General features: G+C 72.8%; 10 protein-coding genes. All 10 read right to left on the bottom strand.

Annotated elements, in window-relative coordinates; all coding sequences use genetic code 11:
• Positions 1-20: 20 nt before the first annotated feature.
• Positions 21-3,188 (bottom strand): non-ribosomal peptide synthetase, encoded by a 3,168-nt coding sequence (locus tag BJ964_RS05770; RefSeq protein WP_188119704.1) that lies wholly within the window; start codon positions 3,186-3,188, stop codon positions 21-23.
• A gap of 85 nt (positions 3,189-3,273) precedes the next feature.
• Positions 3,274-3,546 carry a hypothetical protein gene (locus BJ964_RS05775; RefSeq protein WP_229794459.1) on the bottom strand — a complete coding sequence of 91 codons (273 nt, stop codon included), beginning with the start codon at positions 3,544-3,546 and terminating at the stop codon, positions 3,274-3,276.
• A gap of 8 nt (positions 3,547-3,554) precedes the next feature.
• Positions 3,555-3,884, bottom strand: a complete 330-nt coding sequence (locus tag BJ964_RS05780) for an ArsR/SmtB family transcription factor (RefSeq protein WP_188119705.1) — start codon at positions 3,882-3,884, stop codon at positions 3,555-3,557.
• A 96-nt stretch (positions 3,885-3,980) separates the two neighbouring features.
• Positions 3,981-9,647: a non-ribosomal peptide synthetase gene (locus BJ964_RS05785; protein ID WP_188119706.1), complete on the bottom strand. Its 5,667-nt coding sequence runs from the start codon at positions 9,645-9,647 to the stop codon at positions 3,981-3,983.
• A complete protein-coding gene (locus BJ964_RS05790) occupies positions 9,644-9,844 on the bottom strand; it encodes an MbtH family protein (protein WP_188119707.1) in 201 nt (66 codons plus the stop codon). Before BJ964_RS05790 ends, BJ964_RS05785 begins: the two co-directional genes overlap by 4 nt.
• Positions 9,841-10,608 carry a thioesterase II family protein gene (locus BJ964_RS05795; protein WP_188119708.1) on the bottom strand — a complete coding sequence of 256 codons (768 nt, stop codon included), beginning with the start codon at positions 10,606-10,608 and terminating at the stop codon, positions 9,841-9,843. Before BJ964_RS05795 ends, BJ964_RS05790 begins: the two co-directional genes overlap by 4 nt.
• Positions 10,609-10,717: 109 nt before the next feature.
• Complete coding sequence (locus BJ964_RS05800; RefSeq protein WP_188119709.1) at positions 10,718-11,350, bottom strand: DUF4097 family beta strand repeat-containing protein; 633 nt, start codon at positions 11,348-11,350, stop codon at positions 10,718-10,720.
• Positions 11,347-13,620, bottom strand: a complete 2,274-nt coding sequence (locus BJ964_RS05805) for an MMPL family transporter (protein ID WP_188119710.1) — start codon at positions 13,618-13,620, stop codon at positions 11,347-11,349. The genes BJ964_RS05800 and BJ964_RS05805 overlap by 4 nt, the downstream gene beginning before the upstream one ends.
• Positions 13,621-13,659: 39 nt before the next feature.
• Positions 13,660-13,923, bottom strand: a complete 264-nt coding sequence (locus tag BJ964_RS05810; protein ID WP_188119711.1) for a hypothetical protein — start codon at positions 13,921-13,923, stop codon at positions 13,660-13,662.
• Positions 13,924-14,139: 216 nt separating this feature from the next.
• Positions 14,140-15,387, bottom strand: a complete 1,248-nt coding sequence (locus tag BJ964_RS05815; protein ID WP_188119712.1) for an MFS transporter — start codon at positions 15,385-15,387, stop codon at positions 14,140-14,142.
• Positions 15,388-15,440: the final 53 nt, after the last annotated feature.

The following is a 15,440-nucleotide window of genomic DNA, read 5'->3' on the forward strand; positions in this document are numbered from 1 at the left end:
GGGCCGTTCTCGTTGTCGGGTCAGTCCTCGGCGAGGGCCGAGACCAGGGCCGCCAGGTCGTCGTCGTCCAGCGCGAGGAGATCCTCGGCGGAGGGCTCGGCGGCGGTCTCCGGGCCGGCCGGCACCGCCTTCTCGGCGATCCGCTCGACCGTGTGCAGGGTCAGCACGTCGCTCACGCTGATCTGCCAGCCGGCGCTGCGCGACCGGGTGACCACCTGGATCGCCCGGATGCTGTCGCCGCCCAGGTCGAAGAACGAGTCGGAGGCGCCGACCCGGGTGACCGACAGCGCCTCGGCGAAGGCGGTGGCCAGCGCCCGCTCGGCGGCGCCGGACACCTCCCGGCCCACGGTCACGGTGACCTCGGGGTCGGGCAGGGCCTTGCGGTCCACCTTCCCGTTGGCGTTGAGCGGCAGCGCGGGCAGGACCATGACGACGGCCGGGATCATGAAGTCCGGCATGGTGTCGCGCAGGCCCTCGCGGACCGCGGCCGGCTCCGGGGTGTGTCCCTCGGCGCCCACCACGTAGGCCACCAGCCGCTTCACGCCCGGGGCGGTCTCCTGGGCGGTGGCGTACGCCTGCGAGATCTCCGGCAGCCGGGTGAGCGCCGCCTCGACCTCGCCCAGCTCGATCCGGAAGCCACGGATCTTCACCTGCTGGTCGCCGCGGCCCACGTACTCGATCACGCCGTCCGCACGCCAGCGGACGATGTCGCCGGTGCGGTACAGCCGCGAGCCGGGCGGGCCGAACGGCGAGGCCACGAACCGCTCGGCGGTGACGGCCGGCCGGTTCAGGTAGCCGCGGGCGTTCGCCCATCCGGCCAGGTAGAGCTCGCCGGAGACGCCGGCCGGCACCGGGCGCAGGTCCGGGCCGAGCACGTACACCCGGGTGGCGTCCAGCGGCGCTCCGATCGGCGGCACCCCGTCGACCTCGTCCACCGGCATGAGCGTGGCGAACGTGGTGGTCTCGGTCGGCCCGTACGCGTTGACCAGCTTCGTGCCGGGGCAGGCCGCCCGGACCGCGCGCATCGCCTCACCGGAGGCCGCCTCGCCGCCGGTGAGCACCGTGCGCAGCCCGGCGAACGCCGCCGCCCGGGTGCCGGCGATCAGGTTGAACAGCGAGGTGGTGAGGAAGGCCGCGGTCACGCCGTGCGCCCGGACCAGGCGGGCCACCTCGTCGGTGGTGAGCTGCCCGGGCGGGGCCACCACGATCCGGCCGCCGGTGAGCAGGGGGACCCAGATCTCGTACGTCGACGCGTCGAAGGCGTGCGACGAGTGCATCAGGACCCGCTCGTGGTCACCGTCGAGCCACCGCCCGTGCGACGCGAAGGCCAGCACGTTGCCGTGGGTGATGGCGACGCCCTTGGGCCGCCCGGTGGACCCCGAGGTGTACATGATGTAGGCCAGCCGGTCCGGGTCGCCGGGCAGCGACGGGGGGACGGCCGGGGCCGGCGCGCCCAGGTCGGCGGCCGACACGGTGAGCACCTCGACCGGGAGCCCGGCGGGCGCGTCGGTGAGCAGCAGGCGGACCCCGGCGTCGGCCAGCATCGCCTCCTGCCGGGCGGGCGGATCGGCGGGCCGCAGCGGGAGGTAGGCCCCGCCGGCCTTGATGATGGCCAGCGTCGTCAGTACGACCAGCGCCGAGCGCTCGGCCAGGATGGCCACCGGCTCCTCGGCCCGGATCCCCCGGTCGGTCAGCCGGGTGGCGAGCGCGTCGGCGGCGGCGTCCAGCCGCGCGTACGTGATCTCCCGGGTCCCGTCGACGACGGCGACCGCCTCCGGGGTGAGTGCCGCCTGCCGGGCGAAGGCGGTGGCCAGGTCGCCCTGCGGAGCGGCGGCCGGCGCCCCGTTCCACTCGATCAGCATCCGCCGCCGCTCGTCGGCGGTGGTCAGCTCGAACAGGCCCACGGCGGCGTCCGGCAGGGCCGTCACGGCCAGCAGGAACCGCTGGTAGAGGCCCTGAACCGTGGCGAGGTCGTCGCGCGACCAACGATCGGGGTTGCCGTCCACGTCGAGCCGCCAGCCGCTGCCGTCACCCCGGTCGTAGAAGCCGAGCGACAGGTCGTCGACCGGCCCGAGGGACAGGTTGTGGGTGACGGTGGGAATCCCGGCGAGCGTCACCTGGTAGTCGAACGCCATCACGTTGACGACCGTGCCCCAGCCGGTGCCGGCGGTGCGCTCCGGCTGCCAGTCCTCGAACCGGCACCGCTGGTGGCGCAGCGCCTGCCGCAGCTCGCCGGACACGCGCGGAACCAGCTCGCGCAGGGTGTCGCCCGGGTTCACCTCGACGCGCAGCGGGACGACGTTGGAGGACAGGTTCGGGGTGGCCCGCAGCAGCTTGCTGGTCCGGCCGGTGACCGGCACGCCGAGGACCACGTCGGTACGCCCGGTGCAGCGGTGCAGGAAGGCCGCGGTGGCGGCGATCAGCAGGACCGGCCAGCGGGTCCGCAGTTCGCGGGCCACCTCGGCGATGGCGCCGGTCTGCCCCGGGGTGACGTGCCCGGAACGGCGCAGGTGCACGACGCCGGGGTCGGGGGCGGCCGGCCCGCGGGCGGCCCAGTGGTCGCTGAGTTTGACCGGGCTGGCCGAGCCCGCGTGCTCGCGCCAGAACCGCAGGTCCTCCTGGAAGTCGGGGCCCTCGCGGTACTCGATGTCGGCGGCCAGTGTCTCGGCCAGCGGCCCGGCGACCGGCGGCGCGTCGGCGACCGGCTCCCCGGTCACGATCTCGGTGTAGTAGGCGCCGATCTTGCGGAACAGCAGCGAGGCCGCGTAGCCGTCACAGGCGATGTGGTGCCCGCGGGCGTAGTACAGGAAGCGCCGGTCGGCGACCCGCAGCAGCGCGAAGGTGAACAGGCCCCCGGCCTCCAGGTCGATCCGCTGGTCCATGTCCGCCTGGATGAACCGCCGGGCGGCGGCCTCCGGGTCCGGTGCGGCGCGCAGGTCGACGCGGCTGATCCCGGCCCGCGCGTCGTTGATGATCAGGCGGAGCTCGCCCTGGTCGTCGCGGCGGACCGCGACCGCCTTGAAGGTGGGCGCCTCCTCCAGGACGCGGGACCAGGCCTGCTCGAAGGCGTCCTGGTCCAGCTCGCCGTCCACCTCGGTTACCTCGGCGATGTTGTAGGCGTGCCCGGTCGGGTCGAGTTCGTGCCCGAGCCAGATGCCCATCTGCCCGGCTGACAAAGGTAGCTGCATAGGTCTCTCATCTCACGACAGTGGAGCCCTGGATACGGGGGAATCGCAGGGCTCCACTGTGTCGATGAGGCCTATATTTCTGGTGTCACCCGACCTCGCGCATCATCTTCTCCATCGCCGAGGTGGCCTCCCGCACCTGCAGGAGCTCGGCGACGGTCCGCCGCTGCAACTCGGCGTTCTCCTCCAGCAGCCGCGCGCACTTCTCGGCGAGCTCCTGGTACTGCTTCTCCCGGGCCGCGGCCAGGCGCGCCCGCCAGGTGGCGGCGACCTGCCACACGATCACGATGAGCACCGCGAAGATCCCGGCGGCAGCCAGCACGCCCACCCAGTCGTCGCTCGTGGAACCCAACGCACTCACCATCGCCTTCACTTCTCGTCGCCATCGCCGCGCCGGTCGTCACTCAGCGTCTTCACCGCCTCTGCCACCGACTCCGGTGTCAGATGCAGCGCGAACGGTGTGACCTCGAAGAACTTCATCGCCTTACCATCCGCGGACAGTTCGAGGCTCCCCTCGATGAGGCCCGCGGCCTCCAGCCGGGCGAGGTGCATGTGCAGGAGCGGCCGGCTCATGCCCAGGCGCCCCGCCAACCGGCTGACGTAGTCACGCTCGACGGAGAGCATCCCGACGATCCTGAGACGGTGCTGATTGCTCAGCGCCGTCAGCATTTTCAGCAGGTCATCCCCTGTGACATCCATCCGCTTGAACCTCATTTCCGGCGCATGGAGAGCCTTTCACACGCGCGGAGAGGTGTCAACAAGACATGACAGGTGTCAGCGAATTCTGTCACGTGATCAGTAGCCTCCCCACTGCGCCACGACCGTATCCCGCTCCAGTGCGCTGAGCAGGTCGATCTCGCGCACCGGCCGGTCCAGGCCGTCGGCCAGGGTCTCCAGCGCCAGCATCATCCGGTCCAGGTGGGCCTCGGTCTCGGCGAGCGTGACGAGGTCGGGCCGGTAGCCGAGGCGTACGGTCAGGCCGTCGTCCGGGCCGGGCACCGCCACCAGCCGCAGCGGATAGTGCGTGGCGTCGTCCAGGCCGAGCCCGGTGACCCGGATGCCGGCGCCGTCCGGATCGGCCAGCGACTCCACGTCGAAGGGGTAGTTGACCAGCATCGTCGTGGTGTCGAAGAGCTGGGTGCAGCCGGTCAGCCGGTGGATCCGGCCCAGCCCGAGGTGCTGATGGTCGAGCAGTTCGGTCTGCTCGTCCTGGAACGCGGTCAGCGCCTGCCCGACGGTCCGGCCCGAGTCGAGGCGCACCCGCACCGGCACGGTGTTCACGAACAGGCCGATCATGCGGTCGGCGCCGGGCAGGTCGGCCGGGCGGCCGGAGACGGTGGTGCCGAACACCACGTCCTCCCGGCCGGTGATCCGGGCCAGCACCAGGCCCCAGGCGAACTCGACCGCGGTGTTGAGCGTGACGCCCAGCGGGTGGACCGTGTCGAGCAGCCGGCGGACGACCGTGCCGGGCAGCTCCCGCATGGTCTGCCGCTGAGCGGTGACCGCCGCGCCCGGGATCTCCGGGGCGACCAGCAACGGGCCGGGCAGGCCGTGCAGGTTCCCGGCCCAGGCGCGTTCGGCGGCACCGGTGTCCCGGATGGACAGCCACTCGGCGTGTGCGCGGTGGGCGGGCGCGACGGTGTCCGCGTACGCCTCCGGGTCGGCCCACAACCGGCGCAGCTCGTCCACCAGGATCGGCATCGACCAGCCGTCGAGCGCGATGTGATGGCCGGTGACCGCCAGCCGCCACGCGTCCGGGCCGAGCCGCATCAGGGCCAGCCGCAGCAGCGGCGGCGAGTTCGGGTCGAAGCCGCCCCGCTCGGCGACGGCCAGCCGGTCGGCCGCGGCCTCCCGCTCCTCGGCCGGCAGCACGCCGAGGTCGGTCTCCCGCCACGGCAGGACCCCACCGGGCCGGACGACCTGCACCGCGGCCCCGCTGTCGAGCTGATGGAAGCCGGTACGCAGGGCCGAGTGCCGGTCGATCAGCGCCTGACCGGCCGCCCGGATCCGGGCCGGGTCCACGTTCCCGGACAGGTCGAGCCGCACCTGCGTGGTGTAGACGTCGGTGCCGCCGTCGCGCGCCTCCGCGGCGTGGAACAGGAAACCCTCCTGGAGCGGGCTCAGCGCGAGGGCGTCGGCGAGATCCGGTACGCGGGACTCCAGCGCCGTGACCTCCGCCTGGGACAGCCCGGTCAGCGGCAGGTCGGAGGGGGTACGCCCGCCCGGTACCGCCGGGTCGGCCAGTGCGGCCAGGCCGGTCAGCTCGTCGCGCCACCGCTCGGCAGGTACCCGGTACCCGGCCGCGGTGATCCACCGGGCGTGCAGGGTGGTCCCCCGCTCCCCCGGGCGCGCCTGGACGTGCACCTCGGTGCGGTAGCCCAGCGGCATTCCCGGGTCGGTGCCGGAGGGGAGTGCCTCCGTGGTGACCAGCGGCCACGCGCCGGGGATCGCCCCGCCGACGGAGCCGAGGTAGTTGAACAGCACCGCCGCCGGACCGGCGGCGGAACCGGACCGCACCTGCTCCTTCACCCGCATCAGGGCGGCCCGCCGGTCGGCGCCCGCACCCTCCGCGAGGACCGGGCGCACGCTGGTCAGCCAGCCGACCGTCCGGGACAGGTCGGCGTCCGTGTCCCGGCCGTGCCCCTCCACGTCGATCGGCCCGCCCGGTCCGGGCAGGGCCCGGGACAGCGCGGTGATCAGCAGGTCGTCGAGCCGGGCGTGGAACTTCTCCGCCACCCGTTCGAGCCGCTCGACCACGTCGGCCGGCACGGTGATCTCGTCGTGCCGGGCGTCGCCGGCCACACCGTAGGTGGTGTTCCGCACGTCGTCGGCCGTCCGGCCGAGGGCCCAGGTGCGGTAGGAGACCGGCACCGGGTCCAGGGTGGGTGACCCACCCCGGGTGCGGGCGGCGGCCGCGGCGGCCAGGTCGGGCAGCAGCACCTGCCAGGAGACGGCGTCGACGACCAGGTGGTGCGCGCAGAGCACCAGTTCGCCGGCGCTCACCCGTACGCCCAGAAGGTTTTGACCTTGAACGGGGTCGAGACGACGGGCGGCGAACCCGGCCGCGTCGTGGGCCGACATCTCCCCCGGCGCGGGCAGCAGGATCTCCGCGTCGCCGCCGGGCGGCGGGATCTCGAAACCGTCGTCGCCGGGCAGCAGGCGGGCCCGCAGCACCGGGTGGTGGCGCACGACGTCGCGCAGCGCGGCGGCGAGCGTGGCGTCGTCCAGCCCGGCCGGTGTCTCGACCACGACGGCCTGGTGGAAGCCGCGGAACTCACCGCCCCGGGCGACCAGCGACGACCCGAGCGGCGGCAGGGGCGCGCGGCCGATCGCGGCGTCCGCGCTCTCCACGGTGACCGCGTCGGCGGGCCGGGCGACCGCGGCCAGCGCGGCCGCCGTACGCAGCCGGAACACGTCCTTGGCCGTGACGATCCAGCCGGCCTGCCGGGCCAGCGACACCACCCGCATCGCGAGGATGCTGTCGCCGCCCAGGTCGAAGAAGCTGTCCGAGACACCGGCCCGCTCCTGGCCCAGCACCGCGGCGAAGGCGCCGGCGAACGCCGCCTCGGCCGCCGACCGCGGCTCGTCACCCCCGGCACGCCCGAGGACGGGCGTCTCCGGGGCGGGCAGCGCGTTGCGGTCGACCTTGCCGTTCGGGGTGACCGGGAACGCGTCCAGCAGCACCAGCGAGGTCGGGACCATGTGCGCGGGCAGCGTTCCGGCCACCGACTCCAGCAGACCGGCCGGATCCGGGGCGGTTCCCGGCTCGGGAATCACGTAGGCCACCAGCCGCTGCACGCCGGGACGGTCCTCGCGGACCAGCACCAGCGACTGCGAGACGTCCGGGCAGGCGGCGAACGCGGCCTCGATCTCGCCCGGCTCGATCCGCTGCCCGTGCAGCTTGACCTGGTGGTCGCTGCGGCCCAGATACTCCAGGGCGCCGTCGGGACGCCAGCGGACCAGGTCGCCGGTGCGGTACATGCGCTCGCCCGGAAGGCCGTACGGGCAGGCCACGAACCGTTCCGCGGTGAGCCCGGCCCGGCCCAGATAGCCGTGCGCCAGACCGGCCCCGGCCAGGTACAGCTCGCCGACCACACCGGGCGGGACCGGGCGCAGGCGGCGGTCCAGGGCGTACACCTGGATGTTGGTGATCGGCGAGCCGATCGGCACGGTCACCGCGCCCGGCTCGGGGCGGCACTCCCAGGCGGTCACGTCGACCGACGCCTCGGTGGGGCCGTACAGGTTGTGCAGCTCCACCCCCGGCAGCAGCTCGGCGAACCGGCGTTCCAGGTCGACCGGCAGGGCCTCGCCGCTGCAGATCACCCGGCGCAGCCCGGTGCAGCCGGCGGCGGCCGGCTCCCGGAGGAACTCGCCGAGCATCGACGGCACGAAGTGCACCGTGGTGATCCGCTCGTCGCGGATCAGCGCGGCCAGGTAGGCCGGGTCGCGGTGCCCCTCCGGACGGGCGACGACCAGGGTCGCGCCGACCAGGCAGGGCCAGAAGAACTCCCACACCGACACGTCGAACCCGGCCGGCGTCTTCTGCGCGACCGGCTCGCCGGGGCGCAGACCGTACCGCTCCTGCATCCACACGAGACGGTTGACGATGCCGCGGTGCGGGACGGCCACACCCTTCGGGCGGCCGGTCGATCCGGAGGTGAAGATGACGTACGCGGTGTCGTCCGGGCCGGCGGGCCGCCGCTCGGCCGCGGTGAGCCGGTGGGCGGGAACCCCGGTCAGGTCGAACGTGGTGTCCCCGGTCAGGACGCAGACCGGGTCGCCGTCCTCGATCATCTGGGCGATCCGGGCGGGCGGGTAGTCGGGGTCGATCGGCAGGTAGGCGGCGCCCGTCTTGAGCACCGCGTACAGCGCCACGACCAGGTCGAACGAGCGGGGCAGGGCGACACCGACCAGGCGGCCGGTCGCGGCGCCCTCGGCGATCAGCCGCCGGGCCAGGCGATTCGCCCGCTCGTCCAGTTCACGGTACGTGAGAGCGCCGCCCTCGAAACGCAGGGCGACCGCGTCCGGGGTCCGGTCCGCCTGCTCCTCGAACCGGGAGATCAGCGTGCCGCCGGGCACCTCCGCCGCGGTGTCGTTCCAGCGGTACAGGACGTCGGCGCGCTCGGCGGCACTGAGCGGGTCGAGGTCGTCGACGGCGACGTCCGGGTTCGCGGCGACCGCGGTCAGCAGCCGGGCGAGCCGGTCCAGCAGGGCCGCCGCCTCGTCCGCCGGAACCACGTCCGGGCGGTGGCCGAGCCGCATCTCCAGCCCGTCGCCCGCGGTGACCGCCAGGCGCAGCGGGTAGTGGGTGCTGTCCTCGATCCGGTACCCGGTGACGCGTACGCCGGCCGCGGTCAGCGGCGCGGTGACCGCCTCGTGGTCGAGCGGGAAGTTCTGGAACACCGTCGTCGTGTCGAACAGCGCCGGATGCCCGGCCGCCCGCTGGATGGCCGCGAGCGGGGTGTGGTGGTACTCGATCAACTCCGCCTGGGTGGTCTGGAGCCGGGCCAGGCAGCTCGCGGCGGTCTCCCCCGCCTCCGGGCGCAGACGGACCGGCACCGTGTTGAGCAGCAGGCCGACGATCCGGTCACTGCCGGGCAGCAGCGGCGGGCGGCCGGAGACGGTGGTGCCGAACACCACGTCGCCCGAGTCCAGCACCCGGGACAGCAGCACACCCCAGCCGAACTGGATCACGGTGCTCAGGGTCCAGCCGTACCGGCGGCCCTGCTCGGCGAGGCGGTCGGCGATCTCCGCGGGCAGCACGGCACGCACCTCGTGCTGCATGATCGCGGGCAGCTCGGCGGCCTGCGGCGCGTACAGGGTGGGCGTCTCCAGGCCGGTCAGCGCCCCGGACCACGCCGCCTCGGCCGGCTCGGTGGGCCGGGCGCGCAGCCAGGCCAGGAAGTCGCGGAACTGGGGCGCCGGCGGCAGCGTATCGGCCCGGCCGGCGTAGATGGTGAACAGCTCACCCAGCGCCACCGGCACCGACCAGCCGTCCCACAGCAGGTGGTGCACGGTGAGGACCAGCCGGTGACGGCCGGGGGCGAGGCGGAGCAGGGCGAACCGCAGCAGCGGCGGGCGGTGCGGGGAGAACCCGGCCGCCCGTTCGGCCGCGGCGATCCGGGTGGCCTCGTCCTCGCGGGACGCGCCGGGCGTACCGGTCAGGTCGTGCTCGCTCCAGGCCGCCGGCACCTCGCGGTGGATGAGCTGCACCGGCCGCTTGAGCCCACGATGGTGGAAGGCCGCGCGCAGCGCGCCGTGCCGGGCGATCAGCCGGTCGGCGGCCGACCGCAGGCGGGCGGCGTCGAGGTCGCCGTCGAGGTCGAGCCGCAGCTGGGTGGCGTAGACGTCGACCCCGGCCCCGTCGTCCTGCTCCTGCACCGCGTGCAGCAGAAGGCCCTCCTGGAGCGGGGTGAGCGGCAGCGCCGACTCGATGCCTTCAGGAAGCTTCGCGGCGCTCATCGGGAGGCCTCCCGCGGGCGCAGATCGGTCCAGTTGCGCTCGACGTAGCGGACGCACTCGTCGCGCGCGGACTCGGCGAGCGCGACACTCCAGCCCGCCGGAACGGTGACCGTGGCCGGCCACAGAGAGTGCTGGTCGTGCTCGTTGGTGAGCACCAGGAACCGGGCCTCGGCGTCGTCGAACGGGTTCGCGCTCATGCCGTCACCTCCGCGGCGAGCTTCTCGGTGAGAAGCCGCGCCAGGGCGTCCGGCGCCGTCTCGGTGTAGAAGTGGCCGCCCTGGACAGCGCGGACCTCGCATCCGGCGACCGTGTGCCGGGCCCACTCGGTGGCGTGGTCGACCGTGAAGGACGCGTCGATGTCCCCGGCGATCGCGGTGATCGGGCAGGTCAGCGGGGCGCCCGGGGCGTACCGGTAGTCCGCGATCAGCCGGAAGTCACCGCGCAGGATCGGCATGGCCAGTTCCCGCAGCTCGGCGTCGGCGAGCAGCTGGGCGCCCGCGCCGCCGAGCGAGTCGACGTAGCGCAGCACCGACGCGTCGTCCGGGAAGGTCAGCGCCTTGCTGTTGTCGTGGTGCGGGGCCCGGCGGGCGGAGGCGAACAGGCGCCGCAGCGCGTTCGGCCGCCGGGAGCGCAGGCGGCGGGCCGTCTCGAAGGCGACCGTGGCGCCCATGCTGTGGCCGAAGAAGGCGGCCGGGCGGTCGAGGCGCTCCAGCATGGCGCCGGTGATCTCGTCGACCAGCTCGGCGAGGGTACGGGGCATCGGCTCGCCGTACCGGTCCTGCCGGCCCGGGTACTGCACCGCGACCAGCTCGATGTCGGGCGGGAGCAGCGTGGCCAGTTGGTGGAACGAGCTGGCGGCGCCACCCGCGTGCGGGAAACAGAAGAGGGTCAACCGTGCGGCGGGCCGAGGCGCTATCACCCGGAAGCAGTCACGCGCCGCTACGTGCTTGGCAACAGTCATGAGCGTGCAGACTCTCTGCTCGTGGCCGGAACGGCCGGGTCCCGGACGGCGACGGCCGTCCGGGACCACACTGTGCCTCGTCTATCTATATTTATTGTGTTTCGCCCGGTCAGCTGGTCACGGTGACGTTGCCGCCGCCGGACTTCGCCTTGATCTTGTTCGCCGAGCCGGGGACCTCCTGCACCGACACCTCGCGGTTGCCGCCGTCGGTCTTGGCGTCCACCTCGTACGGCCCAGCCGGCACCTTGATCGTGACGTTGCCGCCCGCGCTCGTCGCGTCGACCAGGGTCGCCGCCGTGGAGTACTCCAGCTTGACGTCACCACCCGACGTGTCGACCGTGGCGTTCGCGCCGAGACCGCTGCCGGTGATGTCGCCACCCGCGGTCTTGATCTGCACGATCGTGCCCTTGGGCAGCTCGATCTTGTAGTTGACGTGGCAGTTGTCGCCGCCGCAGCCCTTGTCGACCAGCTTGAGCGTGTCGCCGTCGACGCTGTGCGAGGTCTCCGGCTTGGTGTCCGAGTAGTTCAGGTCCTCGGTGACCTTCACCGCGGAGGTGTCCGAGGCGGTGAGGGTGACGTTGCCGCCGCGGGCGTCCAGCGAGATGGTGCTCACCTTCTCGCTGACGTCGTACGTGTTCCCGGCGCTCTGGTCGGATCCGCTCGCGTTCGGGTCGCACCCGGCCGCCAGCAGCGCGCACATCGCGATCGCCAGCGTGCTCACGCCTGCCTTGGTCATCTTCATCGGGTTCCTTCCTCGGTGGCGCCCACCGGGCTGAGGACCTTGACGTCCTCGCCGGGCTCGATCGGGTTCTCAGTGGTCGGCTCGGGCTCGGCGAGCGGGGCGGGCCGGCCGCGCAGGGCCCAGGCCCGGTCGCCGAGCAGCGACAGCGACGCCGGGAGCAGCACGCCCCGGACGATCGTCGCGTCGATCAGGATGGCGACCGCCATGCCGACGCCGAGCATCTTGTACTCGATGCCGGAGAGCGTCGCGAAGATCGCGAAGACCGCGATCATGACGACCGCCGCGCTGGTCACCACGCCGGCGCTGCTGCCGACGCCGTGGACGACCGCGTCCTTGGCGGACTCGCCGCGGGCCCAGCGCTCCCGGACCCGGCTCAGGATGAAGACGTGGTAGTCCATGCTCAGTCCGAAGAGGATCACGAACATGAACAGCGGCAGCCAGTTGACGACTCCGCCGAAGGAGGAGAAGCCGAGCAGGCCGGCGAAGTTGCCGTTCTGGAAGCCGAGGACCACGATGCCGATCGCCGCGCCGATCGCGAGCAGGTTCAGCACCATCGAGACCGCGGCGACCAGCGGCGCCCGGAACGCGATGACCAGCACGATGAACGACAGGACCAGGACGAAGCCGATCACCCAGATCGTCCGCGTCTCCAGCACCGTGGCGAAGTCGTGCAGGCCGGCGGTGCGGCCGCCCACCGCGTACTCCAGGCCGGGGGTGTTCGCGAACGCCTGCGGCAGCACGTCCTCGCGCAGGGTGCGCAGCGCCTCGACGGAGGTGTCGTCGGTGCCGCCGCCGGCGAGCGGGACCTTGATGCTCAGCACGTCGCCGACCGGGTTGGCCGAGATCTGGTCGCCGAGCAGGTCGCTCGTGGCCGCCTGCCGGCGCAGCTCCTCGACGGCCTGGTCGGCCGCGCCGGTGGTGGCGCCGGCGCCCCAGACCACGACCTGCGCCGGGTCGGCGCCGCCGGGGAACGCCTGCTGGAGCCGGACACCGGCGTCGACCGCCGGGATGCTGCGCGGCAGCGAGTCGAGCTGACCGGGCTCGCTGAGCTTCATGCCGAAGGCCGGGAGGGCGAGCGCCACCAGCGCGATCAGGGCGATGCCGCCGAAGACGACCGGGTGGCGGGTCACGCCGCCGGCGATCGCCGACCAGCCGCGGGAGGTGGTCGCCGTGGTGCGGGAACGGCCGAGGAACGGCAGCCGGAGCGCGTCGACCCGCCGGCCGAGCAGGCTGAGCATCGCCGGCAGCACGGTGACCGAACCGAGCACCGCCAGGCTCACCACGATGATCGTGCCGATGGCCATGCCGTTGAACGTGTCGATCTGGGCCAGGAAGAGGCCGGCCAGCGACAGCACCACGGTGATGCCGGAGACGACCACGGCGTGCCCGGAAGTCCGGGCGCTGATCCTGAGGGCCTCGGCCGCGTCCTTGCCGGCGGCCCGTTCCTCCCGCTCGCGGCGCAGGTAGAACAGCGAGTAGTCGACGCCGACCGCCATGCCGATCAGCAGCACCACCGACGACACCGTGCTGTTGGCCGGGATGACCGTGCCGACCAGGCCGAGGACGCCGAGTCCGGCGAGTACCGCGGTGGCGGCGAGGAACAGCGGGACGGCGGCGGCGATCAGCGCGCCGAAGACGACCACCAGGATGATCAGGGTGACCGGCAGGGAGAGCAGCTCGGCCTGGGCCAGGTCCTCGTCGGCGGCCTTGTCGACCGCGGAGGTCAGCGAGATGTCACCGGCCATCGCGACGCGGGCGTCCGGGTGTGCGGCCTGAACCGCCTCGACCTCGGTCCTGATCTTCGCGAAGTGCTTGTCCGCCTCCGCCCCGGGGCCCGGGATGGTGAAGCTGACCAGGCCGGACTTCCCGTCCTCGGAGACCAGCACGGCACGCGTCTGCTCGTTGTCGAGCGGCGTCACGATCTCGGTGGTGGCACCGGGCAGCGCCTTGATCCGGTCGCTCAGGTCCTTGGCGGTGCTCTCCAGCTCGGCGCTGCCGAGGAACGGCTTGTCCCGGCCCGGCGCCTCGATGAGCACGTTCTCGGTGTACGACGAGGTGACCTTCTGCTCGCGGATCATGCTCTGCGCGCGACCGGCCTCACCGGCGTCGGTGGTCTTGGCGCCCGATCCCGCCGCGTCGCCGAGCAGCACCGCCACGGCGACCAGGAGGATCCAGCCCACGATGACCTTCTTGGGATGGCGGGCGGACCAGCCCACCATCCGCTCCAACAGGGGACCCTTCGCCGTCGTCGACGACGCCTTCCGTGACATGACTGTCCTTCCTGGATCAGCTGAGAGGGGGGAGGGGTTTCACTTCAGCTCGCGCATCATCTGCTCCATCGAGACCACCGACTCGCGTACGCCGGTGAGTTCGCCGGCCACCCGACGGCGCAGCTCGTCGTGTTCGAGGACCAGCTCGGCGTACCGCTGGCTGAGCTCGCGGTAGTGGTCGTCGTCCCGCTGGGCGACGATGCGGGCCCGCCAGGTGGCGGCGACCTGAGTGATGATCAGGACCAGGACCAGGACGATTCCCACCACTGCCAACACGCTGGTGAGGTCGTTGCCGTAGCTCATCGCGCCACCCTCTCTCGCGGCCTGCTGACGTGATCTGAACCCCCGGCCCGGCTTGCCTCGAAGTGATCCTAAGTGGATTATTCGGGCGGACCGGCCTCGCTCGGGGTGATCAAACGGGATCTAGGGGTGACCCCTATCAACAGGAGACTTCATGTGTAAGAAAAAACTTACAGGAGGGTCGTGGCACCTGTCAAAGAAAACTGACACGTGTTTGTCTCACTCGACGGGTGGGCGGCGGATCGACGGCACACAGAGCGCCAGGAAGGCCAGCACACCCATGCCGGCGGCCGTGATCAGAGCGGCCCCGGACGTTCCGGCGGCACTCAGCAGGACCCCGCCGAGCAGCGCGCCGACCGAGTTCAGACCGGATCCGATCAGCGCGAACACACTCGTCACCCGGCCCTGCATGACGTCCGGGGTGACCCGGATCTGGTAGGTCGCGGCGGCCACGTTGAGCAGCGCGCCCAGCGCCGCCATGCCGCCCATCAGCGCGCCCAGCCCGGCCGGGAGGGTGGTGACGGCGACCAGGGCGATCAGGACGGCCCACAGCGCCAGGACACCGATCAGGATGGCCTGGACCGGCACCCGCCGCATCACCCGTGCGGCGCCCAGCGCCCCGAGCAGGCCACCCAGGCCACCCAGCAGACCGAGCAGGCCGACCATGTACGGCGGATGCCCGCCCTCCCGGATGATCAGCACGAGGGTCAGGTTGATCACCTGGAACGCCAGGTTGCTGCCGCCGACCAGCAGGATCGCCGACCGCATGAACCGGTGCCGCCACACCCAGGCGAACCCCTCGGCGATCTCGGTGGTCAGCATCCGCCGTGGCTTGACCCGCTCGTCCTGGAGGTCACGGCGCACGGTCAGCAGCGTCACGAAGGCGACCAGGTGGGTGACGGTCGCGAAGAGGAACGGCAGCCACCGGAACACCGAGTACAGGGCGGTGCCGGCCGGCTGCCCGATCAGGCCGGTGGACTGGCCGCGGGCCTCGTTCTGGGACAGGGCGGCGCCCAGGTGGGTGGGATGCACGACGTGGCGTACCGAGGCGCGCTCGGCCAGCCGGTAGACGATCACGGCGGCGCCGTCCAGGAAGGCGACCAGCATGACATGCGGCAGCCACACCTCGCCGAACAGCAGCGCCACCACCAGACTCGCCATGCCGGAGAACCCGACGGCGTCACAGATCAGCATGGCCCGGCGGCGGTTCCAGCGGTCGACGAGCGCGCCGGCCGGCAGCACGAACAGCAGCTGCGGCAGCAGGGTCGCGAACGCCACGAGCGAGGCGTCGGCCGGCGTGCCGCCACCCCACAGGATCATCAGGGGGTACGCGGCGACCGCCACCCGGGTCCCGAGCAGCGAGGCTCCGGCGCCCACCCAGAGCATCCGGAAGTCCCGGTTACGGCGCAGTGGCGGCACCGGGGCCGGCGCCTCGGCGCCCGGTGTGATGTGCGAGGTCGAGGTCATCAGCAAGCTCCGGAAAAGAGAATGGCCGGCCGGCTCGATGGGCGAGCCGGCCG

The organism is Actinoplanes lobatus (assembly GCF_014205215.1).
Lineage (GTDB): Bacteria > Actinomycetota > Actinomycetes > Mycobacteriales > Micromonosporaceae > Actinoplanes > Actinoplanes lobatus.

Bases quoted from the DNA above. Each gene is read 5' to 3' on its own strand.
- BJ964_RS05770 (WP_188119704.1), bottom strand. From the start codon at position 3,188: ATGCAGCTACCTTTGTCAGCCGGGCAGATGGGCATCTGGCTCGGGCAC.
- BJ964_RS05780 (WP_188119705.1), bottom strand. From the start codon at position 3,884: ATGGATGTCACAGGGGATGACCTGCTGAAAATGCTGACGGCGCTGAGC.
- BJ964_RS05785 (WP_188119706.1), bottom strand. From the start codon at position 9,647: ATGAGCGCCGCGAAGCTTCCTGAAGGCATCGAGTCGGCGCTGCCGCTC.
- BJ964_RS05790 (WP_188119707.1), bottom strand. From the start codon at position 9,844: ATGAGCGCGAACCCGTTCGACGACGCCGAGGCCCGGTTCCTGGTGCTC.
- BJ964_RS05795 (WP_188119708.1), bottom strand. From the start codon at position 10,608: ATGACTGTTGCCAAGCACGTAGCGGCGCGTGACTGCTTCCGGGTGATA.
- BJ964_RS05800 (WP_188119709.1), bottom strand. From the start codon at position 11,350: ATGAAGATGACCAAGGCAGGCGTGAGCACGCTGGCGATCGCGATGTGC.
- BJ964_RS05805 (WP_188119710.1), bottom strand. From the start codon at position 13,620: ATGTCACGGAAGGCGTCGTCGACGACGGCGAAGGGTCCCCTGTTGGAG.
- BJ964_RS05810 (WP_188119711.1), bottom strand. From the start codon at position 13,923: ATGAGCTACGGCAACGACCTCACCAGCGTGTTGGCAGTGGTGGGAATC.
- BJ964_RS05815 (WP_188119712.1), bottom strand. From the start codon at position 15,387: ATGACCTCGACCTCGCACATCACACCGGGCGCCGAGGCGCCGGCCCCG.